Genomic DNA, 24,481 nt, shown 5'->3' on the forward strand with positions numbered 1-24,481 from the left:
ACCCGAGAGAAGGTGCCCTTTTTAGTCAGTCACTTATTAATTCGCTTATGCTGGTCTTACCATATCAATATGCGGCAACCCGTGGTCATCATACTCCTCACTCACCTGCTCAAAACCCAACTCACTATAAAACTTCAACAAATACGACTGCGCACTGATCTTCACCGCTACCTTTCCATAATGGTCTTCTATCACCGCCAGCGTACGCTTCATCAATTCCTTCCCTGCTCCCTGCCCACGTACTTCCTTCGTCGTTAACACTCTCCCAAAAGCCGCCTCCTCGTATTTCTTCCCCGGACCAAAAATCCTGGTATACGCCACCACTTTTCCGCTTTCGTCCACCCCAAACAGGTGCAGTGCCTCCTGGTCATAATCATCCAGGTCCTCCGCCAAACAATTCTGCTCTATAATAAACACATTGAACCGAACCTGCATGATAGCATACAACTCATTATTTGTTAACTCCTCAAAGGATTTAGTAAACCATTGTATCATACCAGCAAATTTAACAGCTTGCCCGCAGCTGGCAAAAGCCTATTTATTAAGTACTCAGTCCAATGATATTCATCACCCGCCCCTACGAAAACAATTGAAACACAAGCCGGCAGCAGTGCATTTCAATGCCTCCCCAATCAAACAAAAGGGAATTTTAGCAATAAGACCTTATCTTTGACCAGCCTTGTCTGGGTCGGTCATTCATGTCGTTGATACATTGTGCAAATTCATGGACCCGACATCCCATCTTCGTAGCCCTATAGCCGAAGATCCTAAGGCTGAAAAAAGCCAAAAGGGAAAACAAATAGCCTGAGATGTAAGTCAGTTGCCCAAAGCAAATGCTAAACACCAAAAGGCTGGAAAGGGGAAAGGCCAAAAAAACTGGAAAAGGGGAGGACAACAAATGCAACCTGTACATGTTCATAAACGGATTTAACCCAACCCCGGCTCTACCATATTAATTTTTAAAATATATTTTAACATACCTTTATATCTTAAACCAGCATATTCAAATGCATCCCAAAAGAAACATTGCCATCCTTACTGGTATTTTCTGTCTGTTATTGTCATGTTTTACAGCTTGCAAACAATCCAGAAAAGCAATGAACCCTGCCCTGGCAAAATACATCGATGCCTATACCGCCGGTGTAATTTCCAAGCAAAGCACCGTCAGGGTTCAGCTCACCAGCAACGTAAACGTCACTCATACCCAAAATGAGCCTGTCAGCGAGGAACTCTTCGACTTCAGCCCCTCCATCAAGGGTAAAGCCTATTGGGTAGACGCCACCACCATCGAGTTTCGCCCGGATGCCAACCTGACGCCCGGCAAAACCTACACCGCCACTTTTAACCTGGGGAAAGTCCTCAAGGTCGAGAAAGATCTCCGCTCCTTCGACTTCGAATTCCGTATTATGAGCCCATCGTACGAAATCGAAGACCATGGACTTAAATCCGCCAGCACCACATCGCGGGAAAAAATGGTCTACACCGGCGCCATCATTACCGCTGACGCTGAAGACCCACAGCAGATCGAAAAGATCGTGACCGCGAAAGCCGGCAGCAAATCCTTCCCTATCAAATGGGAACACAATGCCGCCGAGCGCACTTCTAAATTCACCATCGAAAATATTACCCGTGGTGCTGAGGGATACAACATCGACCTCACCTGGGACGGCGCTCCTATCAAAGTGGAAACCGCCGGTAAAAAACAAATCGAAGTACCAGCCATCGGTGAATTCAAAGTCCTCGATGTAAAAGCGATCGTTGATCCGGAACAATATGTCCTTGTACAATTCTCCGACCCTGTCAGCATAGCCCAGAACCTCGATGGCCTTATCGGCATCAGCGGCATCAGCGACCTGCGCTATACCATCGAAGGCAGCGAAGTAAAAGTATTCGCGCCTAAACGCCTGGAAGGGAGCTTCTCCGTTGTCATCAACGAAGGGATCCTCAATAGCTTCGACGACAAACTGCTGCAAAGCTTCTCTGCCAACATCGATTTCGAAAATATCCTGCCTTCCGTATCCATCCCCGGCAAAGGGGTGATCCTCCCGGAAAGCAATAAACTGGTCTTCCCCTTCGAAGCTGTCAACCTCAGCGCCGTCGATGTGACCATCATCAAGATTTACGAAAACAACATTCCTCAATACCTGCAAAGGAATGACCTGAATGGTACCCAGGACCTGCGCCGTGTAGGCCGCCCCGTGGTAGAAAAAACCATTCGCCTCGATACCGATAAATCACTCAATCTCCATAAACGTAACCGCTTCTACCTGGATCTGGACAAACTACTCCGTACAGAACCAGGTGCCATCTACCGCGTGACCATCGGCTTCCGCAAAGCATACTCCCTCATGGGCTGTGCTGCCAAAGTAGACGATACCCAAAAGGTGGAAGATCAATCCGAAGAAGAATACTATGGCGATAGCTACGGCGAAAAAATCGACGAAGACGATGACTTCTGGTCTCGCTACGATAGCTACTACCCATACGGTTACAATTGGGAAACCCGCGACGATGCCTGCTCTAACTCTTATTATAACAAAGATAAATGGGCTTCCCGCAACGTTTTCTCTTCCAACATCGGTCTTACTGCCAAGAGAGGTAATGACAATAGTATGCTCATTGCCGTTACTGACATCCGCGATACCAAACCGCTGATGGGCGTAGAACTCGAACTGCTCGACTACCAGAACCAGGTGATTTTCAAAACGAAAAGCGATGGCGATGGTCTTGCAAACTTCGACCTGAAACGCAGACCATACCTGCTGATCGCTAAAAAAGGTGATGAACGAGGCTACCTGAAACTGGATGATGGCAACTCCCTGCCCCTGAGCCGCTTCGACGTGAAAGGTGAAGAAGTACAAAGCGGTATCAAAGGCTTCCTCTACGGGGAACGTGGTGTATGGCGCCCAGGCGATACTCTGTACCTGACCTTCATCCTCGAAGATAAACAGCAGAAACTGCCACCTGATCACCCGGTAACCCTGGAACTGTACAACCCGAAAGGACAACTGTACAAAAGGATCAACTCCCTGCAGTCTGTAAACGGCTTCTACAACTTTATCACCGCTACCAGCCCTGATGACATCACAGGTAACTGGACGGCGAAAGTGAAAGTAGGCGGTGCCCTCTTTACTAAAAACCTGCGCATCGAAACGGTGAAGCCTAACAGGCTGAAAGTAAAACTGGACTTCGGTAGCAGAACTACCCTTTCCAAAGACGATGCCTCCGAAGGTACCCTGAGCGCTCAATGGCTGTTCGGCGCTACCGCCCAGCACCTGAAAGCGAAAGTAGACGTGTCACTCACACAACAAACTACCAGCTTTAAAAACTTTGCTAATTACACCTTCGATGACCCCGTTACCCACTTCGACGCGGAAGACAAAACCATCTTCGAAAGCGCCCTGAGTGAAAACGGTACTGCCCCTGTGAAAGTGAATCTGCCCCTTGGCAAACTCGCTCCGGGTCAGCTGAAGGCTAATTTCGAAATAAAAGTATTTGAGCCAGGTGGCGATTTCAGTATCGACCACTTCTCCATGCCTTACAATCCATTCTCTACGTATGCGGGCATCCGTATGCCGGAAGGTGATCGTACCACAGGCATGCTGCTCACCGATAAACCACATTCCATCAGCATCGTAAATGTGGATAACAATGGTAACCTGGTGCATGGCTCCAGCAGTGTACAGGTAGAGCTTTACAAAGTGCGCTGGCGCTGGTGGTGGGATGAAGATGGTGAAAATGAATTTACCAACTTCACACAGGATAGTTACAACCAATTGCTGAAGAAAGAAACCATTGCCCTGAATAATGGTAAAGGTAGCTGGGATCTGCAGGTCAACTCTCCTGAATGGGGTCGCTACCTCGTAAGAGTAAAAGACCTGAAAAGTGGCCATACCACCGGTAAAGCGGTATACATCGACTACCCGGGCTGGTATGAAAGAGTGCAGAAAGAGAATCCTTCAGAAGCCTCTATGCTCGTATTCACTTCTGATAAGAGTAAGTACAATGTAGGTGAAGACATCAACCTCACTATCCCAAGCAGCGAAGGTGGCCGCGGCCTCATCAGCATTGAATCCGGCAGCAAGGTGCTGAAATCCTTCTGGGTAAATACCAGGAAAGGCCAGACCACCTTTAGCTTCAAGGCTGACAAATCCATGGCACCAAATATATACGTAAACGTTAGCTTACTGCAGCCACATGCACAAACAGCGAACGACCTGCCTATCCGTATGTATGGGATAATACCACTGACTATCGAAGATGCGAACACCATCTTAAGTCCGGTGATCACCATGGCCGACAAACTGGAGCCTGAGCAAAAAGCAAGCATCACCGTATCCGAAGCCAAAGGCAAATCCATGACCTACACCATCGCCATTGTTGATGAAGGTCTCCTGGATCTGACCCGCTTCAAAACGCCTGATCCACATAGCGCCTTCTATGCAAGAGAAGCACTGGGTGTAAAAACCTGGGATATCTTCGACTATGTAATCGGTGCTTATGGTGGCGATATGGAACGTATTCTCAGTATCGGTGGTGACGAAGGGCTGAACAGAAATGCAGGTGCCGCAAAAGCAAACCGCTTCAAACCAGTTGTATTATATATGGGGCCATTCACCCTGAAAGGTGGTGAAAAGAAAACCCATGAATTCAAACTGCCTCCATACATTGGTTCCGTGAAAGCCATGGTAGTAGCGGGTCAGGATGGTGCTTACGGTACTGCTGAAAAAGCAGTGGCTGTGAAAAAACCACTGATGCTGCTCACTACACTACCGCGTGTATTAGGTCCTTCTGAGACCATACAATTGCCGGTGACCGTGTTTGGTTTGGAAAACAATATCAAATCTGCAAGAGTTACACTGGCTACCAGCTCACTGCTGGAAGTAGTAGGTGAAAATACCAAAACTGTTACCTTCAATCAACCGGGGGAACAAATAGTATACTTCGATGTGAAAGTGAAACCAGCTGTAGGTGTAGCCAAAGTAAAGGTAACAGCTACCAGCGGTGCTGCGAAAGCAGAAGAACAAACGGAACTGGAAGTACGAAATCCAAACCCGGTGATCACTACGGTGCAGGATGCAACTGTAGCAGGAGGTCAAAGCTGGAGTGCTGAATACAAACCAGCAGGTATGGCAGGTACCAATACCGGTGTATTGGAAATCTCTACCGTGCCACCTATGAACCTGGCAAAACGACTGGGTTACCTGGTACAATATCCACATGGTTGTGTAGAACAAACGACTTCCGCTGCCTTCCCTCAACTGGTATTGAACCAGCTGGTAGACCTGAAGAGCAGTGAAGCTGCAAACGCAGATCATAATGTGAAAGCAGCCATCAACAGGCTGAAAGGCTTCCAGACTTCTGATGGAGGTTTGGCTTACTGGCCGGGCAATGCTGAAGCAGATGAATGGGGTACTAACTATGCTGGTCACTTCCTGCTGGAAGCACAATCCAGGGGTTATGAACTGCCTGCCAGCATGCTGGAGCAATGGAAGAAATACCAGCGTAATAAAGCAGCTTCATGGACACCACGCAGTACTAATTTCTATGGTGGCGACCTGACACAGGCTTATCGTTTGTACCTGCTGGCACTTGCAAAAGTACCTGAGCTGGGTGCAATGAACAGGCTGAAAGAATTCGCATACCTTTCTGATGCAGCAAAATGGAGACTGGCAGCAGCTTACAAACTGGCAGGTCAGCCAGAAGTAGCGGCTTCCCTGGTGAGGAGCTTACCAACAAGTGTAAAACCTTATAAACAATTAGGTGGCACCTTTGGCTCTGATACCCGTGATAAGGCCATGATCCTGGAAACACTCACAATCCTTGGTCAGCAGGCACGAGCCAATGTACTGGTGAAAGAACTGGCTGCTGATATGTCGAAAGATGATTACTACAGCACACAGACTACTGCCTATACCCTGATTGCCATCGCTAAGTATTGTGGTGTGAATAAGAGTGGTGCGAAAGCAACCTTCACTTACAGGCTGAATGGCAAGGCTACTACCATATCTGCTACTTCTTATATTACCCAGATCCCTGTTGTAACCAATGCAGGAGGTAATGTAAGTGTACAGAACACAGGAGGCAATATCCTCTATGCAAGACTGATCTTACAGGGTCGTCCGGATGCAGGGCAGGAGCCTACCGTGCCTAACAATCCTGAAGTACTGGGCATTACAGTTACTTACAGCACCCGTGATGGTCATGCGCTGGATGTAACAAACCTGCGTCAGGGTACAGACTTTATGGCGACAGTGAAGATCTCAAATCCGGGTAAACGCGGATATTATGAGCAGATGGCATTGACACAGATCTTCCCGAGTGGATGGGAGGTGATCAATACCCGCCTGATGGAAAGCGATAGCGCCTTCCGTAATTCACCATTCACTTATATGGATGTGCGTGATGACAGGGTGTATACTTATTTCAATCTTGAAGAGAATAAGACACATACCTACAATGTGTTGCTGAATGCTGCTTATTTAGGACATTATTACCTGCCGGCTGTGAATTGTGAGGCGATGTATGATAATACCATACATGCCTTCCTGCCAGGTAAATGGGTGGATATAAGTACTAAGTAAACAATTCTTACCTATTTTTGCGAGACCTCGCTTCTGCTGCGGCGGAAGCGAGGTTTTTTCTGAAAACAATGTTATGTGGTTGCGTAAAAGAAAATGGTGGCTGACTGTTGCTGCCATCCTACTGATAATTTATATTTTTTGTCTCCCCTCCCGTTTATTTACGGACCCTACGTCCTTTGTCATAGAAGACAGTAATGGCAGGCTGCTGAGCGCCACCATTGCCACCGATGGGCAATGGCGTTTCCCTGTTGACAAACCTGTTCCCGAAAAGTTTGCCAGATGTATTATTGCCTACGAAGACAAGCGTTTCAATTACCACTGGGGTGTGGATATCATTGCGCTCCTTCGTGCCATTAAACAAAACATACAACATCGTACTGTGATCAGCGGAGGTAGTACACTCTCTATGCAGGTGATCCGCATCTCGCGCAATAAACCCCGTACCATCTTTCAGAAGATGATTGAAGCCGTACAGGCGACACGTCTTGAGTTCTCCTATTCTAAAAAAAGCATCTTACAGTTATATGCCGGCAACGCTCCTTTCGGCGGCAACGTTGTTGGGCTGGAAGCCGCATCCTGGCGTTATTACGGACGTGGTGCCGAACAACTTTCATGGGGTGAAACAGCTGCCCTGGCAGTATTACCAAACAGCCCGGCATTGGTACATCCTGGTCGTAACAGGCAAACATTATTGACTAAAAGAAACCAGCTTTTAAACAGGCTTTGGAAGAATAAAACAATTGACAGCGTTACCTGTGCACTCTCTAAATTAGAGCCTTTGCCTGATCAGCCACAGGCCTTACCACAGGATGCCCCTCATTTGTTAGACAGGTTCCGTAAAGATTACCATTCAGGTACCACCCGCATCAAAACCACGCTGGAAGGCGATCTGCAAAGGAACGTTACAAACATTGTAGAACGCTATCACAATATTTATAAATCCAATGGCATCAACAACGCAGCAGCGATAGTATTAGATGTGGAGACGGGCAATACATTGGCCTATGTGGGTAACATTTATCATCCTGAAGATGCAGAAATGGAAAGCCATGTGGATATTATTCAAAGTCCGCGTAGCCCGGGAAGTACTTTGAAACCGGTGTTATATGCAGCGATGATGACAGATGGCATGTTATTACCACATAGTTTAGTGCCTGATATTCCAACACAAATAGCAGGGTATACACCACAAAACTTTGACCTGGGCTATGATGGCGCAGTACCTGCCAGCAGGGCACTGGCGAGATCACTGAATATTCCGGCTGTGCGTATGCTACAACAATATCGTTATGAACGTTTTCATGCATTGCTGAAGAAAATGGGCATCACAACACTGAAACAACCTGCAGATCATTATGGATTATCCTTGATTTTGGGTGGTGGTGAAACGAATCTCTGGGAGATGTCAGGGATGTATGCAAGCATGGCGCGTACCTTATTGCACCTGGATCAGTACGATGGAAAGTATGATGCGGATGATATCCATGCACCTAACTATATCCATGATTTCAGAAGACCTTCACAATATTCACCGGCAGATTATGGTGTATTAGATGCAGGCGCTATCTGGTATACATTCCAGGCAATGGAAGAAGTGATGAGACCGGGCGAAGAAATGCTCTGGCAACAGTTTTCTTCCTCACAAAGAATAGCCTGGAAAACAGGTACCAGTTTTGGTTTCAGAGATGGATGGGCCATAGGTGTTACGCCCCAATATGTAGTAGGTGTATGGGTAGGGAATGCAGATGGTGAAGGCAGACCCGGTTTAATAGGCGTAGCGACTGCGGCCCCGGTAATGTTCGACATCTTCAGGTTATTGCATACCAGTGGCTGGTTTACTACACCTTATAATAAACTGCGAAAAGTAGAGGTATGTAAGCTGAGTGGCTACAGGGCCAGTGAACTTTGTCCTGACAAGGATTCGCTGTGGGTACCGGTGAATGGCCTGCGTTCAGGGGTGTGTCCTTATCACCAGTTAATACACCTTGATCATACAGGACAATACCGTGTCACAGCGAATTGTGAATCACCGTCACTGATGCAGCATGTTCCCTGGTTTGTATTGCCACCAGCTATGGAGTTTTATTATCGGACCAAACATAACTATGCGGCATTACCTCCTTACAGACCTGATTGTATCGCAACACTATCAGCAGATAAGCCGACGATGGAGGTGATCTATCCAAGACCCAATGCACGTATTTATGTGCCGATAGAGATAGATGGTACTCCGGGAGAGGCAGTGTTTACAGCCACTCACAGGGATACAAAAGCAAAGATCTTCTGGCACCTGGATAATAATTTCATTGGTACTACGGAAGAGTTTCACCAGATGGCATTGCATCCGGTGGCGGGTAAGCATATACTGACATTGGTCGATGAAACAGGGGCTGAAATACATGTACCTTTTGAAATCTTAGCGAAAGAGAAAGAACGATAACTACTTCTCCATTTCTTCAGCATAAAACAGCCGGTTCTTAAATTGAACCGGCTGTTTTATTAATATCCATATTTTTCTTTCCACAAGCTTCTCAGGTGTTTCCTCAACTCATCTTCTCTCGGGTTCTTCCCCGGATCATACAGCTTCATGCCTTTGATCTGCTCCGGCAGGTACTCCTGCGGAGAAAAACTCCCTTCATAATCATGAGAGTATTCATATCCTTTGTTGTACCCCATTTCCTTCATCATCTTCGTAGGCGCATTCCTGATATTCATCGGCACCGGCAGGTCTCCTGTTTTATTCACTACAGACAAGGCATTATTTATTGCCATGTAAGATGCATTACTCTTCGCAGAAGCAGCCAGGTAAGTGGTACACTGAGATAAGATAATCCTCGCTTCCGGATACCCGATCATCGTCACCGCCTGGAAACAACTCGTAGCTAATAACAATGCATTGGGATTCGCATTACCGATATCTTCAGAAGCAGAGATGAGCAATCTCCTTGCAATGAACTTCACATCTTCTCCTCCTTCTATCATCCTTGCGAGATAATATACGGCTGCGTTCGGATCACTCCCCCTGATAGATTTAATAAAAGCAGAGATGATATCGTAATGTTGTTCGCCGGTCTTATCGTAGATAGCTACCCGTTGTTGTGCAATGTCCATCACCTTCTGATCCGTGATCACGATAGGCGATTCCTGTTGCAGGGTATTCACCACCAGCTCAAATAAGTTCAGCAATTTGCGGGCATCACCACCGGAAATATTGAACAGGGCACGGGTTTCTTTCAGTTCTATCTGGCGACTCCCTAACCACTCATCCTTTTCCATCGCCTGATGCAGCAGCTGTAACAGCTGTTCTTCACTCAATGGTTTGAGTACATATACCTGGCTTCTGCTCAGCAGGGCCGCATTCACTTCAAAACTGGGATTTTCCGTCGTTGCACCGATCAGGGTGATGATCCCTTTTTCCACTGCACCCAGCAAGGCATCCTGCTGACTTTTATTAAAACGATGAATTTCATCAATAAACAATACAGCATACCCTTGTCTGCGTGCGATCTCGATCACTTCGCGCACCTCCTTTACACCAGCAGCAATGGCGCTGAGGGTATAAAAGGGTACTTCCAGGGTATGTGCAATGATGTTGGCAATCGTCGTTTTACCTACACCGGGAGGGCCCCACAGGATCATGGAGGGAATCTTCCCCTGTTGCAGGGCTTTACGTAAGATGCTATCTTTTCCGGTCAGGTGTTCTTGTCCCACCAGCTCATCCAGTGTCTGAGGCCGTAACCGCTCTGCTAATGGTTCCATTTAAAAGATTTGAAGGAATTAAAATAAAGGATCCTCGTCCTGCCTGTTCTTGTATTGCTTCAGGAAAGTGTAGGAGAGCATTACGTTCGTTACAATTACTGCTCCAACAATGATGAAGAAAAAGGACATAGGTTTCAGCATTGCTGTCATGGTGGCCCGCTGATCATCCGGGAATTGTTTCATCACCTCTTCCAGTGGTCCCAGGTTACCAGTTTTGAGCATCATAAACAGGGATAAGCCGGACAGCACCATATATCCACCTACAAAGAGGCAGATACCGCCTATGATCCGAATACCCCCTGGGGTGCTTTCTTTCAATACCATATTACTATCTAACAGTGCTTTTTGCAGATGGAGTGATAATATAGCATGAATTAAAATTGCTCCTAATAAGATTCCAAATGAAAGCACCTGAATGCTCCCCGTGGTGAACAGCACAATGATGAGCCCCATGAGGAAAAAGGTCGAGAACATAAGGTTAATTGCAGTCAGTCCTCTGAATAATTTAAACTTAAAAGTCATTGATCTCCGGTTTATCGAGGTACAAACCTACTAAATCTTCCTATTAGCAAGATAAAAACCGCCGTCTGTAAAAATCCATTTCTTTCGCAATCCTTGATTTAGCTATCTTTAAATACTAAACCTGTTTATTTTATGAAGAGCATTTACGCTTTACAACTATCGTTGTTGGCTGCCATCTCCTGGTCTGCCTGCAACAACAGCACTACAACAGAGCAGGCGGGGACAAGCAAGGACACATCAAAAATTCCCGCGTTTGACGTGAGTTCCATTGACAGTACTGTAAAACCCTGCGACGATTTCGACCAGTTTGTAAACGGCAACTGGAAGAAAAACAATCCCGTTCCTTCTACAGAAAGCCGTTGGGGAGCTTTCAATGTTCTTGATAAACAGAACAAAGAAATCAGGCTGAAAGGCATCATCCTGGATCTGGCCAGCAAAACAAACCTGAAAAAAGGTACAGAAGAGCAGCAGATCTCCGATTTTTACCGTTCATTCTATGATACTGTTACCATCGAAAAACTGGGTATCACCCCGTTACAACCTTACCTGGATAAGATTAACGCCATCAAAACTGTGGAAGACTGGGTAAAAGTATCCGGTGAACTCCAGAACCTGGGCATCAGCACTGTAGCCGGTTTCTACATCGGCGCTGACTCACGTAACAGCAAAATGAACGCTGTGTATGAAAACCAGGGCGGTCTCAGCCTCGGCGAAAAGAGCTATTACGAAAGAACTGACAGCGCTACCAAAACTGTACGTGACGAATTCGTAAAGCATGTGGATAAACAATTCTCACAGGCAGGTTTCAAAGATGCAAACCCAGGTCAAACGATCCTGGACTTCGAAACCAAACTGGCAAAACTGCAACTGACCAACGTACAGCTGCGTGATCCGGTAGCTACATATAATAAGGTGGCTTTTGCTGAACTGAAAAAACTGGCGCCGGAATTTAACTGGGATGGTTATGCTGAAGTACAGCAGGTGAAAACCGATACCATTATCCTGGAGAACAAGGCATATGTCACCAATTCAGCGAAACTGGTAAAAGCAACACCGCTGGAAACCCTGAAAACATATGCACGCTGGCAGACGCTGTCTCACTTTGCAGGTCTCCTGCCAAAGGCGATCGACAACGAGAACTTCCATTTCTTCGCAACTGTAATGCGTGGAACAAAGGCTCAGAAACCTCGCCTGGAGCGCTCTATTCGCGCTACAGATGCAACGATGGGCTATCCGCTGGGTAAACTGTTCGTAAAACAATATTTCCCTGAAAGCTCCAAGCAGAAGGTATCTGAAATGATCGAAAATGTACGTGCCGTATATGGTGAAAGGATCGACAGCCTGAAATGGATGAGTCCAGCCACCAAAGAAATGGCGCACAAAAAGCTGAAATCATTTACCTATAAGATCGGTTATCCTGATAAGTGGAAAGATTATTCCAGCATTGATGTGAAACCAGGTACCCTGATCGAGAATGTTATTTCTGCAACCAATTACAAACACAAGGAAGAGATCGATAAGATCGGGAAACCTGTGGATAAATCAGATTGGGAAATGACACCGCAAACCGTGAACGCGTATTACAACCCGCTGAACAACGAGGTGGTATTCCCGGCTGGTATCCTGCAACCTCCTTTTTTCAATGCGAATGCTGATGATGCGATCAACTATGGTGGTATCATTGCGGTGATCGGACATGAATTTACCCATGGCTTTGATGACCAGGGTTCACAATTTGATGCAGAGGGTAACCTGTCAAATTGGTGGACACCTGCAGATCGTAAGAACTTCATGGCATTGGCGAACAGGTATATCCATTTCTTCAATGGTATTGAGGTACTGCCAGGTTTCCATATTAATGGTGCGCTGACAATTGGTGAGAACATTGCGGATCTGGGTGGTCTGACACTGGCTTACCATGCACTGGAGAAATCACTGAAAGGTAAACCAGCGCCAGCGAAGATCGATGGCTTTACCTGGCAGCAGCGTTTCTTCCTGGGTTGGGCGCAGGTTTGGCATGGCAACAGTACTGAAGCTGCATTGCGCAACCAGGTACAGACAGATCCTCACTCTCCGGCCAGCAGCCGTATTGATGGTCCGTTAGCACACCTGAAAGAATTTAATGATGCGTGGGGTTGTACTGGTGGTAAAATGACATTGGCGGATACTGCGAGAGTAGTGATCTGGTAAGATGAACTGTGAATGAGTTTAAAAACGCTTTTGCCTGCGGGCAAAAGCGTTTTGTTTTTAGGGGATACTGTCAATGCTTTTTTTTTGTAATTTTGAGTATCCTTTCACCAGATGTAAAAAAGATCGATATGACAGGCATTATCAGACAATACCGCACGGAATTACGCAACATTTTCATCTTAGCATTGATCGTACTTGCCGTACCTTTCCTTCCTGCTTTTGCTGATCTGGCGCTGACTGCCAAAGGTTTAATTTTTTCAGCCGCTATCATGGGCAGTTTTGTACTGGCGATGGTGATAAAGCTTTACTTCCGCATATTAGTGTTGCGCTTAATTAAAGAAAACTAACATTTGATGAAAAAGACGCTTTACATAGTATTTGCTACTATAGCAGCAGGTGCATTTGCGGCCTGCAATCAACATTCCACTGAGAAAGCTGCCGCAAAGGCAGACTCTGCGATGAGTTCTGTCACTCAGACAACTGAGGATACGACAGCTTTACAGCCGATAGCCGGGAAACTGGGTGATCCGGTATGTGGCATGCCTTATGATACTATGTTCCATGAATTTAGCGTTTATAAGAAAGATACGGTGCATTTTTGTTCTCCAACGTGTAAGCGTGTATTCGATAAGAATCCGGAGAAATTTGCAGCTAAGCTGGGTCTGTAAGATCCAGGATATATCATTATCTGGTATTAGTAACGTTGGGATTATTTCCGGCGGAGAGAGGTGTCATAAGCCCCTTTTGAAGATCATGGGATGCCTGCTCGTCTGGAGTGGTCCAATCCTTTGAAGTACATAAGCATTACTTAGCATAACGCACTGATTGTCAATCAGGCTTTAACATTTCAGAATCGACCAACCGCCTTTTTTCGTCTCCAACCTGATGTAACTTCTTATAGTATTTCGCGTTCTAATTGATCATACAAATATGTGCGCATGAGATCTATATTTACGTGGCTGCTGCTCCTCATGTTATTCTGCAGCTGTGAGAAAAACGATACGGAGGCAACGCCTTCCATAGATGTGACCGGTTCCTGGGAACTGGCCGCCAGTATGAAGCTGCCTGATACTACCTGGCAGTCGGTAAGTGGCGCGGATTCTTCGACCTATTCTTTTGATGGGAATGGGGGAGTGGTGTATGCTACGAAGGCGTGGAGGACGAAAGGGATTTATAAGGTGATAGCAGATGGGAATAAAGTGAAGTTGATTATTAGTACGGATTCCTTGTCACAGTACCTGGAGGTGGAGAGAATCAGTGATTCAACGATACGGGTGGATGATTGGTTGAAAGCGGTGAATAAAGGGTATACGAGCAGGCGATTTGTGAGGGTGGATTAATTTAGGTCTTTGTATTAAATAGAAAATAATTGGGGCTTCATCAACAGTGAGGCTCTTTCTTTTTTAAATAGGCTGATTATAATGAAGCTGTATTTTTTAAGATGAGTATCTTCCTTTTTATATAAAACTGCTTTTTAAGATGAGTGCCTTCCTTATCATATGAAGCTGCTTTTTAAAAATGAGTTTCTTCTTTTTCAGAAAAAGGCGAGGCTGTTTTTTTGAAAAAGCCCATCCCGGATTCTTAAAAAAACATCCCGGGATAATTCCCGGGACGGTCAGTTAAACAGCTTATGAAAATCTACGCTTACGTTCAGATTATTAACCTGAAGGTCGGTAGTTAATATTATGACAGTGTTACCAGAGGATTACCAAGGTATTAACAATTAGTAGTAGCGACATATATGAGATTTGACAAGGTTTCCCCAATAGCAGCCCTTGCTCCTTATATTAAATATTATGTGATCGCTGAGAATACACCGGCTGGGCAGTATACAGTTTTTCCTTCTACAAGTATGGTGATTGGGTTTCAGTATAGCGGATCTTTTTATAAATACTAATAAAAATGGTTACAATACAGGAGATAAAAAATGCGCATGCAAAGGTAAGATCGGGAGTGGATTTCCCTCAATATATCAGGGATTTGAAGGGCTTAGGAATAGTGAGGTATGAGACGTATGTATCAGATGGACATACGGAGTATTGGACTGAGAATGGGGAGACGGTTATTTCCGAGGAAAAGTATGATTTTTTGGAGGTGGAAAAAATGAGTAATGTGGAAGGATTCAGGAGGGGATTGAGGGAGCATCAGGAAGGGAAGAGTGATTATATGGGGTTTTGCAGGATGTGTGCGGAGAATGGGGTGAAGAAGTGGGTGGTGAGTATGGGGGAGATGACGTGTGTATATTTTGATGTGAGCGGGGTGATGATGGTGGAGGAGAGGATACCGGAATAAAGAAAATGATTTATATTTGTGTATAAACTAAAAAGCCAGGTGCTACGAACACCTGACTTTGAGAGCAGCTCAGAAAAAAATTTCCAGAGTGCTATTAGTTTTAGAGCGAACTCGACCAATTTGGTGAGACCGTCAAGGGTTACTAAAAACCTTGACGGTTTTCTATTTTCTCTCATGTTGTTTTGTCGGCTGTTTTGTCAGCCGCCTCACCGCAGAGAAAGCCGCAAGGCGGCTAACCACAGCGATCCTCAACACTAGCTATTAATCGCTACTTCAATAGCACTGATTCGTAGTCATTGCTACAAATCTATCGTAAATAACTATACGACATGCTTTCAAATTCACCGATCAAAATGACGGTTACAAGATCGTCATCATTCCCCCATAACCATCTACAGAAGAGGGTTTACTAATTGAGAATTCAAAGACTAGAATAGAAATATTAATACATTTTTGATACATATATTACCAGTACTTTCTTCAAAAAAAATGAACGTATCAGAGAGAGAATAGAGGAACGGTTATTTTTGAAAAGCGATATGAGAACGGTTTGGGATTGGTAAAATGTCGTAAATTTGAATTAATAAAAATATCCGGGCGCTACTAACACCCGGACATTTCTTAGGCTAGTGAAATAATTTCCACAAAGCCGCCAGTTTTGTGATTACATCCACCACTTTCGTGATGCCTTCCAGGGAGCTACTAGAAACCCTGGAAGGTTTCTTATTTTTCACCATATAAGTACGGCTTTTTATTTAGCCGCCTCCGTTGACAGGCAGCCTATAAGGCGTTTATATAGCCGCTATTACGAATCAATTAATAGCGCTGATTAGTAGTCATTATTACAAATCTATCATAAATAACTATACGACATGCTTTCAAATTCACCGATCAAATACATGTATTTTTTGTCTTAACAACTCCTACCAAATCCTTTATTGACAAGCATTTCAATCACACTACCTGAATAATTAAAACATAATTTTGCTACTCACTTTAAACCTCACATTTCGACAATCTTTTTAAAAAAAGTTTTGCACACGCATTGTAAACAACCTTATCATAACTTTGCATTGAAACAAAATAGCGGCCATTCTTTTTGTATCATTTTGTAGAAAGTCATATCCATCTTTCAAACAAAAAAGGGCGTATCTCACGATACGCCCTTCGACTTTTACATACTTTATCTAACTAGAAACTATACCTCAAACCTAACTGCATCTGATGTCTGCTCGCAAAGAAATCTTTTGAATAAGGTGTACCAGGATTAGACCATGTATACACCGGATTCGTACTTGCAGTACCCGCAGTAGCCGTCTTCAAACCTACACTCGCCATTGAGTTGAACGTGTTTGGAGAGAAATACTGAACACCCCAATTCTTATTAATCAGGTTCGTCACATTTACGATATCATAAGTAAGTGAAATCGTATGCAGGGTCTTTCCACTCTTGAAATTAAAATCCTGCGTGAAACGGAAGTCAGCAGAAGTATTCCATGGTGTACGACCACCATTACGCTCTGTAAACTCACCCTTACGTGTCTTCAGATACTTATCGCCCTCCACATAAGCCCAGAACGCATCCGCCAGTGACTCATTAGCTGCTGTAAAGAATGAACGTGCTTCTGTCTGATCCTTTGGAATATACACCAGGCTCACCTGCTGTGGTGTACCCTGGATGGTGCTGTTTACAAAACCATATGTGAAAGGAACACCAGAAGATGTATTGAAAAACACTGCGAAGTTAGCTACCCAACGATTCTGCTTTGTCCAGTCAACCTTGTAAGATGCTGTTGCAACTACGCGATGACGAATATCAAAGTTAGAATAAGCCAGACCTGGATTGTTAGGATTCAGCGCCTGGTTCAGCTGCCAGTTAGACTCCATTGAGTTACGGATACCATTCGTGATATCTTTAGACTGACCGTAAGTATATGCTACACTTGCATTCAGACCAAACTTCCATGTCTTGTTAGCAGAACCTGTAATGCTGTAACGATAACCCTGTTTAGTATTTGACAACAGGTAAGCGTTTGTATACTTAGAGTTGATCTTAGCACCAGTATAAATAGGCTGCTGGTGTTTAGTATCATATGGCAGATAATATGGATTATCAACCAGGTTTACCTGCTGGAATTTCAGGTCATTGATAGTCTTGGTATAGATAGCTTCAACTGTGAAACGCCATTGGTTAGAAGTAGAATAATCTAACGCTAAGCTGCTTCTCCACATAGATGGCATCTTAAAGTTATTATCGATCATATCCACCTGTGTAGCACCTTTTGCATCATGTACATCTACACCCTGGGCAGTTACGAATTGTGCAGCACCCTGGTTGCCCACCTTTACAGGATTAGAACCCGCAGCAGGTGCATCAGCAGCACTTGTGTAACCAAACTTCTTATCATATGCACCATAAGTTACACCATTGTTGTAGTAAGCATAACCTAACCATGCAAAAGGAATACGACCGGTGAAGATACCAGTACCACCACGCAGTATCAGGCTCTGGTCACCATTGATGTCGAAGTTGAAACCTAAGCGGGGAGAGATCTGTACATTATTCAGGTACTTATTCTTTATATCGCTTGGCTTAGTATATGTATAGGTAGTACCGTAATTTGCGTCGGTAGGAGAACCAGTTGTTTTATCACTCAGCGGTTGCTTGTTAGGCAGGCTGGTATAATCTAAACGGATACCAGGAGTCAGTTTGAAACGATCAGTTACCTGGATCTCATCCTGTGCATACAGGGAGTAAAGGTTGATCTTGAACGCTGCTGGTGGGTTAGCCATGATATAATCACGTGAGTTATCAGTGTAGTTGAAGTTACCACGTACACGGCTAGGCTTATCAGCCAGGAAATTAGCAACGCTGCTATAGTCAACACGGCCGTTCCAGGAGTTTACGAAACCATAAGTGATGTTGTAAAACTCGTTGTGTGTACCGATGTTGATGTTATGTCTTCCTTTGAAGATATTCACGTTATCGGTGAATTCAAAGGTCTTTTGTTTCATGTTGAAGATGGCAGCTTCACGGTCAGTTCCTAAGAAGATGGTACCACCATTGCTCGCGATCTGGATCTGAGGCAGTGAAGGATCAGACAGTGGATCACGATAGTCATGAATGCTGCTGTAACCCAGTATCAAACTGTTGGATACCGTGTTGTTGAAATGGCTTTTCAACTCAGCCACAGTAGATGTCTGGTTATTGGTTTGTTTGTAGTCAATACCGCTGAAACGGAAGTTCTGCTGGTCACGCTCCAGGTTAGTAGCCTCGGAGAGGATGGTATTGTTACGGATAGACAGCTGATGCTTGTCGTTGATGTTCCAGTCTAAACGGTTAAAGAACTTAGTAGAGTTGGAATAGATATTATAGTTACCGTAAGTACCGGCGTTATATTTACCAGTTTTATCCACATCCAGTGCTGCCATGTGGTCAGCAATCTGTTGTGCCTGATCTGCAGTCAGCAAAGTCATGTCAGAAGAACCAGCAGCGAGGATCACAGGATCCTGACGACGGGTGATCTCTTCGTTGGTAAAGAAGAACAATTTGTCTTTGATGATTGGGAAACCAACACGAACACCTGTCTGATATTCATGGAAGCTGGAAGGTTCTTTAGAACCATCACCTGCATTGTTCTTACCAATCATAGATGCATTACGACCAAAAGCGTAAATGGAAGCATGTACTTCGTTTGTACCACTACGTGTTACCGCATTGATACTACCACCCAGGAAGTTACCAATCTTCACATCGTAAGGAGCCAGGTATACCTGGATATCCTGCACGGCATCCAGAGAAACCGGGTTAGTACGGGTAGAGCTACCAGGCTGTCCGGAGCTGTTAGTCTGACCACCCAGTGAAGGGCTAAAGCCGATAGCATCGTTATTGATAGCACCATCCAGGGTTACGTTGTTATAACGGAAGTTAGAACCCAGGAAGGAGTTGTTATTACTTTGTGGGGTACCACGGGTAAAGTCCTGGAAGCTACGGTTCAGGGAAGGCAATGTCTTCAACGCGTTCTGGCCTACACGGAAACCACCTGGTTTACCGGTGTTATTTCCTTTTACTACTACTTCACTCAGTGCAGTAGATTCATCGCGGAGCTGGAAGTTGAAGGTTACGCTACCGAGAGATAAGTTGATATCAGATCTTTCTTCCTTCTTAAATCCGATGAAGGAAACGGTGATGGTATAAGGACCACCAGGATTCAGGTTGTTGATGAGGTAACGGCCCTCGGCATTCGTTTGTCCACCATATTTAGTTCCGGTACCAGTATTTATAGCAAGTACAGTTACACCTGGCAAAGGTTCACCCTTCGCGCTTACTACTTTACCTGTAAGTGTGGATGTAGTGATCTGCGCCTCTACGTTGGTTGCAGCAAGTACAAGGATACTAAATAAAAAAATTACTGAAGAGTAAATCTTATTCACGTCTGTTAAATTTGACGCAAACCTATTCCGACAACATTACGCGTGTGTTAACACAATATTAAATTAATGTTAACGAGCGCATGTAGCAGTATGTACCAACGAATTACGAATGAATTCGATGATAATATGTGAGAAAATAATTTAAAGTTAGCATGAATGGCAAGCCATTATACAGGTGCGGATAAAAAGAATTTGTTAGTTCGCAATAGGTATTCTCTTAGTTCGCAATATGTTCAAAAATAAAGGCTCAATGTTAAGCGAGTGTTACGCTAATATTAACTTTATCTCTGATAGCTGTTAAAATTTTCACAAGAGAAAAAGCCATGGATGCGGGAAACGACTCAAAAAAACAAACGGCTTTGCTAAAACAAAAAGGCTTTAGCATTCAGCTAAAGCCTTTTTGTTATATGTATGTATAGCTATTAATAAGCTGTCTTTTCTGCACCTGCAGTCGTCCAGGTCTTAGTCCAGTCGTTAGTACCATCAAATGCACCAACATAAGTAACTGCAGTGAAACCAGTGGTCAGCTTAGTGAAATCAGCTGCACCCAGTGCAGGAGAACCTGTTTTCAGCAGGAAGCTAGGTGTACCAATGTTAGTGGAAGAAACACCAGCAGAGAACTGATAAGGATTTTCCAGCAGTACATCTGTAGTATTAGGCAGGATGGTAGTATTTGTAGTAGCCCACCATGCACCATATGCAGTAGCATCAGCTGTAGCCCACTCGCTCTTGGTGGCAGATGTAGTGCTACCGGCGATGATGTTGTGAGAGAATACCAGCGTACCTTCTGAAGCGTTAGCAGACGTTTTGTGAGAAACTACTTTGCTGTCATCCAGGTAGAACCCGATAGGGAAACCAATGATCAGTGAGTTATACAGGCTCATTGAAGAGTTACGACGAATCTGCACACCATGCTGGAAGCTGGCGTCTACAGAACCGGTACCAGCAGGGCCTACGATTGTCATGTTAGAGAAAACTGCTTTAGTCTGAGGAGCATTGGTAGAACCAGTTGCATCGTTATCAGACTCAAAACCGTTAGAACCGGATTGGTCAGCAATTGTTCTGTAACGCTGAGACAGTCCGAATTGTACACGGCCAGAGAAACCATTGTCAGTATCGAAATCATCATCCCATGAGTAAGTAGCGATCAGGTGATCACAGTTTACAGTACCACCGAACCATTCGAAAGAATCATCACCGGAACGGTATACCTGTACGTAGCTGATAGTAGTACCACTACCAACACCGCCCATAGTCAGGCCGTTAATTTCGTTATCAGGAGAGTAAGCTACACCGGCGAACTCGATACGTACATATTTCAGTGTACCAGAGTTGTCAGCAGCATCAGTACCGCCATAATAGATATATTGTTTTTCATCGCCACCGTTAGTAGCGACCAGACCACCTTCGATCTTGGCTTCACCACCATTTGCGTTGACCGGTGCTTTACCCAGCAGGATAATACCACCCCAGTCACCTTCTCTGCGTGAGCCAGCTGGCTGTGCAGATGTAAAAATAATTGGTTTATCTACAGTACCTGTAGCATTGATTTTGCCACCACGGGTAACCACCAGGGTACCATTGGAAACCCTGTCACCAGTGATAATTGTACCTGGTTCAATGGTCAGGGTTGCACCGCTCTTTATATATACAAACCCTTTCAGGAAGTATTTTTTGTTAGCGGATAAAGTCATGTTTGTAGTGATATCACCAGAGAGTGTTACGCGCGCAGAATCTGTCGTAGGTGTAGATCCTTTATCATCTTTACTACAAGAGGTCATTGCCCCAAAAGATGCCACTACCAGCAAGCCTAAAAGATACCTTTTCATGGATTGTCGAATTGAATTTAGGTTCAGAAAAATTTAATCTACTTTGATAAATGATATGTAAAAGTCAATGTGAATGAGGTGCCAGGGCGATACTGCTGTAACAGGTAGTCTTCGCCGGAATTGATGCTTCCTTTTTTGTATACAGGATGATCGAATTTGTTGTTACCGTTCTGATCATAGTAGAACTGGTAACGTGCGTTTAACAGGTCTTTGATGTTGAGGCGGAATCCGCTACGCTTGCTCACATTCAGGTTAGCCTGGAAATCCAGCAGGTCTCTTGGGCTTTCATAGATGTTACCAAGTCTGCCGGAACCATCTGCACCACCACCCTCACCTACCAGGTACAGGCGCTGACCGATCCTGTTGTACAGGAGGTTGAAACTTACCTTATCATCAGGCAATGAATAACCAAGGCTTGTATTCACTACATAGTTAGATTGACCGGATAATGGTCTGTCTTTCGCAGTAGTGGTTGTATTGTCAGATACTATAGATTTGATATAGGCTACATTCGCATAGAAAGTTACATTGTCCAGGAAGCTATGCGGTGCAATGAATCCCAGTTTCTTTCTTACTTCTACTTCTGCTCCGATGTTGTATGCATTCGGGTAGTTATAAGGTGTTACATCATACTGACTCAGGCCGGAAGATGTGACCCTGCTTTCTATCGGATTATTGAAATACTTGTAGAACACAGATCCTGATACAACTTCACCTGCTGCAGGGAAGATCTCATAACGCAGGTCCGCATTATCGATCTGGCTGCGTTTCAGATTGATATTACCATTGATGAGAGAAGACATCTCATAATCGTAATAGGCTAAAGGCGCAATCTCGCGCAGTTCTGGTCTTGCTACTGTTCTGTAATAAGAACCACGCAGATTGGAACGTTCATTCAGTGAATAAGTAATATTTGCTGAAGGCAGTACATCCAACCAGTTGTTATCCAGGTTTACAGCTGCATTATTAATTGGCGATTTCAGCTGCATGTTGAAGGATTCAACACGTACACCCCATACGATACGGATCTTGTCAGACAAACGGTTGTCGAGTTGTGCATATCCTGCAGTAGTCAGTGTAGTTGCCCTGTATTCATCAGCTGTAGCAGTGATATCATCCAGCAGATAAAAATCCTGGTCAATTACATCGTTCCCAAACAGGGTACCGATAGGGCGCTGTGCTAAATTCTCACTACCATCTTTGATCGGATCCCTTTTCATACCGATATAACGTGCATGAAAATCTCTGGAACGATATTGTCCTGCTACACCTGCTTTGAAGTTGCTCTTGTTGTCAAGGAAGCGGAAAGGATGTGTATAATTTGCGTTCGCGATATAAATATTTTCATCCAGATCGGAGAACAGCCTGCTGTTGGCTTTACCGACAGAACCAATTTCTGCTATCATTGGTGCAGTCGCATCGTCAATGGCCCTGCCGTAAGATACTTTACGCTGGTCAGGCTGATTGTTGGTAACCTTGTTGTAAGACACTAACCAGTTGATCCTGCTCTGCCCTTGTCCTACCTGGTGATCACCTTCTACAGATGTTTTGAAGAGTGATTTCTGAATCAGGTCAAAGGCGTAGTAGTTCACATACTTGGAGCTACCAATGTTATCACCTGTTCTGTACAGGAAATTATCATCGAAGATTTTGTTGTAGATGTTTCTCCAAACCAGTTTGCTTTTGCCGCTTGTGTACCCAACATTAGCTACAGCACCCAGGTTAGAAGAATATTTATATACATTGTCAGTGTAATCGAAATTGTCATAGTGCCTGGTCATGTCTTTCGCTACTGTTTCATTGTGTGAATAGGTCACACCTGCAATCACACCCAGGCTACCATGTTTCTTTGTATCCCAGTGGTTCCCCCAGCTTCCCTGCAGGTTAATGGAGGGTGCACCATTACGTTCTCTTACGCGGAAATCATTGTTAAGCGATTTCTCAGCTGCACGTACCTGTTCCTGGTTCAGCTGACCATTCTTAATTGCCACAGAAGAAGGGAAGGCTGCCGGCAGCTGACGGCCACCATTATCAAAACCTAAGATATCAGTGCTTGTCTTATATCCGGTTTTAAAAGGCTGGAAAGTAGAAACGGTATTGAAGCCGGTACCTAAGGAGATATCGAAGAATCTTTGTTCAGGAATTTCTTTGGTTTGCACATTGATCACACCACCAGCAAAGTCACCAGGTAATTCAGGTGTAGCAGATTTAGTGATGACAATGTTGTCGATCATATTTGCGGGAATAATATCGAAGGAGAATGCTTTACGGTTAGGTTCTGTACTTGGCAGCACTGCATTATCTACCAGTGCTACGTTGTAACGGTCGCTTAGACCACGTACGATGACGAACTTATTATCCTGGATAGTGGTGCCGCTCACACGTTTTAATACTTCACCGGTACTGCGGTCAGGCGATTTCTTAATTACATCAGCAGAGATACCGTCAGATACTGCGGCGTTGTTTTTCTGTAATGTATATAATGCGTTGATTGTTTCCTGTTTGAAAGAGCCTTTGATCACCACTTCTGAAAGGTTTTTAGAAGTAGGTTCGTCCATGATCACAGGCAGGCTGGTGGCACCACTACCCTTCACAATCACTTCGGTGATTGCTTTGGTCTGATAGCCCATGTATTTGAATTCGAGCGTGTAAGTACCCGGGGCAGCATTCAGTGTATAGTTCCCCGTTACATCAGTCACAGTACCATGTGATGTTCCCTGGATTAATACAGTAACGCCGATTAAAGGTTCCCCCGTTTTCTGGTCAGTTACCTTACCAGTAATTCTTCCATTATCGAAGGCAAAAGATGGCATGACAATGCAAAAAAGTAGGCATACACACGCGAGTGCGGACTCAAAAAGTTGCTTCACA

Annotated in this window: 13 protein-coding genes; 7 read left to right on the forward strand and 6 right to left on the reverse strand. The window is 44.7% G+C overall.

Annotated features, from left to right (window positions below):
• Positions 1-45 precede the first annotated feature (45 nt).
• Positions 46-495, reverse strand: a complete 450-nt coding sequence (locus U0033_RS18790) for a GNAT family N-acetyltransferase (RefSeq protein ID WP_072364239.1) — start codon at positions 493-495, stop codon at positions 46-48.
• 512 nt (positions 496-1,007) lie between these two features.
• Here U0033_RS18790 and U0033_RS18795 point away from each other — a divergent pair.
• Positions 1,008-6,584 carry an alpha-2-macroglobulin family protein gene (locus tag U0033_RS18795; RefSeq protein WP_072364240.1) on the forward strand — a complete coding sequence of 1,859 codons (5,577 nt, stop codon included), beginning with the start codon at positions 1,008-1,010 and terminating at the stop codon, positions 6,582-6,584.
• 73 nt (positions 6,585-6,657) lie between these two features.
• The gene (gene pbpC, locus U0033_RS18800) at positions 6,658-9,024 is read left to right on the forward strand and encodes a penicillin-binding protein 1C (protein WP_072364241.1); all 2,367 of its coding nucleotides are present in this window, start codon (positions 6,658-6,660) and stop codon (positions 9,022-9,024) included.
• Between the two features lie 59 nt (positions 9,025-9,083).
• Here the strand turns inward: pbpC and U0033_RS18805 are convergent, their stop codons facing one another.
• Together U0033_RS18805 and U0033_RS18810 are read right to left on the reverse strand one after the other, a co-directional pair.
• Positions 9,084-10,343 (reverse strand): replication-associated recombination protein A, encoded by a 1,260-nt coding sequence (locus U0033_RS18805; protein WP_072364242.1) that lies wholly within the window; start codon positions 10,341-10,343, stop codon positions 9,084-9,086.
• 18 nt (positions 10,344-10,361) lie between these two features.
• On the reverse strand, positions 10,362-10,865 hold the full coding sequence (locus U0033_RS18810; RefSeq protein WP_072364243.1) for a hypothetical protein: 504 nt from the start codon (positions 10,863-10,865) through the stop codon (positions 10,362-10,364).
• Positions 10,866-10,997: 132 nt separating this feature from the next.
• Between U0033_RS18810 and U0033_RS18815 the strand changes: the two genes are divergently transcribed.
• The 5 genes from U0033_RS18815 (at position 10,998) to U0033_RS18835 (ending at position 15,347) form a co-directional block, all read left to right on the forward strand.
• Entirely contained in the window at positions 10,998-13,055 is a 2,058-nt protein-coding gene (locus U0033_RS18815) for a M13 family metallopeptidase (protein ID WP_072364244.1), read from the forward strand.
• Positions 13,056-13,183: 128 nt separating this feature from the next.
• On the forward strand, positions 13,184-13,402 hold the full coding sequence (locus U0033_RS18820; RefSeq protein ID WP_143150881.1) for a hypothetical protein: 219 nt from the start codon (positions 13,184-13,186) through the stop codon (positions 13,400-13,402).
• 6 nt (positions 13,403-13,408) lie between these two features.
• On the forward strand, positions 13,409-13,723 hold the full coding sequence (locus U0033_RS18825) for a YHS domain-containing protein (protein WP_072364246.1): 315 nt from the start codon (positions 13,409-13,411) through the stop codon (positions 13,721-13,723).
• A gap of 270 nt (positions 13,724-13,993) precedes the next feature.
• Positions 13,994-14,395 (forward strand): hypothetical protein, encoded by a 402-nt coding sequence (locus tag U0033_RS18830; RefSeq protein WP_072364247.1) that lies wholly within the window; start codon positions 13,994-13,996, stop codon positions 14,393-14,395.
• 562 nt (positions 14,396-14,957) lie between these two features.
• On the forward strand, positions 14,958-15,347 hold the full coding sequence (locus U0033_RS18835) for a DUF1398 domain-containing protein (protein ID WP_072364248.1): 390 nt from the start codon (positions 14,958-14,960) through the stop codon (positions 15,345-15,347).
• A 1,191-nt stretch (positions 15,348-16,538) separates the two neighbouring features.
• Here U0033_RS18835 and U0033_RS18840 read toward each other — a convergent pair.
• The 3 genes from U0033_RS18840 to U0033_RS18850 form a co-directional block, all read right to left on the reverse strand.
• A complete protein-coding gene (locus U0033_RS18840; RefSeq protein ID WP_072364249.1) occupies positions 16,539-19,781 on the reverse strand; it encodes a TonB-dependent receptor in 3,243 nt (1,080 codons plus the stop codon).
• Positions 19,782-20,203: 422 nt separating this feature from the next.
• Positions 20,204-21,610, reverse strand: a complete 1,407-nt coding sequence (locus tag U0033_RS18845) for a hypothetical protein (RefSeq protein ID WP_072364250.1) — start codon at positions 21,608-21,610, stop codon at positions 20,204-20,206.
• A 38-nt stretch (positions 21,611-21,648) separates the two neighbouring features.
• Positions 21,649-24,423, reverse strand: coding sequence for a TonB-dependent receptor (locus tag U0033_RS18850; protein ID WP_072364251.1), 2,775 nt, complete (start codon positions 24,421-24,423; stop codon positions 21,649-21,651).
• Between the last annotated feature and the right edge of the window lie 58 nt (positions 24,424-24,481).

The organism is Chitinophaga sancti, from assembly GCF_034424315.1.
Taxonomy (GTDB): Bacteria; Bacteroidota; Bacteroidia; order Chitinophagales; family Chitinophagaceae; genus Chitinophaga; species Chitinophaga sancti.

What these genes read in the sequence shown, in the direction of transcription:
- U0033_RS18790 (WP_072364239.1), bottom strand. Translation starts at nt 495, where the DNA reads ATGATACAATGGTTTACTAAATCCTTTGAGGAGTTAACAAATAATGAG.
- U0033_RS18795 (WP_072364240.1), top strand. Translation starts at nt 1,008, where the DNA reads ATGCATCCCAAAAGAAACATTGCCATCCTTACTGGTATTTTCTGTCTG.
- pbpC (WP_072364241.1), top strand. Translation starts at nt 6,658, where the DNA reads ATGTGGTTGCGTAAAAGAAAATGGTGGCTGACTGTTGCTGCCATCCTA.
- U0033_RS18805 (WP_072364242.1), bottom strand. Translation starts at nt 10,343, where the DNA reads ATGGAACCATTAGCAGAGCGGTTACGGCCTCAGACACTGGATGAGCTG.
- U0033_RS18810 (WP_072364243.1), bottom strand. Translation starts at nt 10,865, where the DNA reads ATGACTTTTAAGTTTAAATTATTCAGAGGACTGACTGCAATTAACCTT.
- U0033_RS18815 (WP_072364244.1), top strand. Translation starts at nt 10,998, where the DNA reads ATGAAGAGCATTTACGCTTTACAACTATCGTTGTTGGCTGCCATCTCC.
- U0033_RS18820 (WP_143150881.1), top strand. Translation starts at nt 13,184, where the DNA reads ATGACAGGCATTATCAGACAATACCGCACGGAATTACGCAACATTTTC.
- U0033_RS18825 (WP_072364246.1), top strand. Translation starts at nt 13,409, where the DNA reads ATGAAAAAGACGCTTTACATAGTATTTGCTACTATAGCAGCAGGTGCA.
- U0033_RS18830 (WP_072364247.1), top strand. Translation starts at nt 13,994, where the DNA reads ATGAGATCTATATTTACGTGGCTGCTGCTCCTCATGTTATTCTGCAGC.
- U0033_RS18835 (WP_072364248.1), top strand. Translation starts at nt 14,958, where the DNA reads ATGGTTACAATACAGGAGATAAAAAATGCGCATGCAAAGGTAAGATCG.
- U0033_RS18845 (WP_072364250.1), bottom strand. Translation starts at nt 21,610, where the DNA reads ATGAAAAGGTATCTTTTAGGCTTGCTGGTAGTGGCATCTTTTGGGGCA.
- U0033_RS18850 (WP_072364251.1), bottom strand. Translation starts at nt 24,423, where the DNA reads ATGCCATCTTTTGCCTTCGATAATGGAAGAATTACTGGTAAGGTAACT.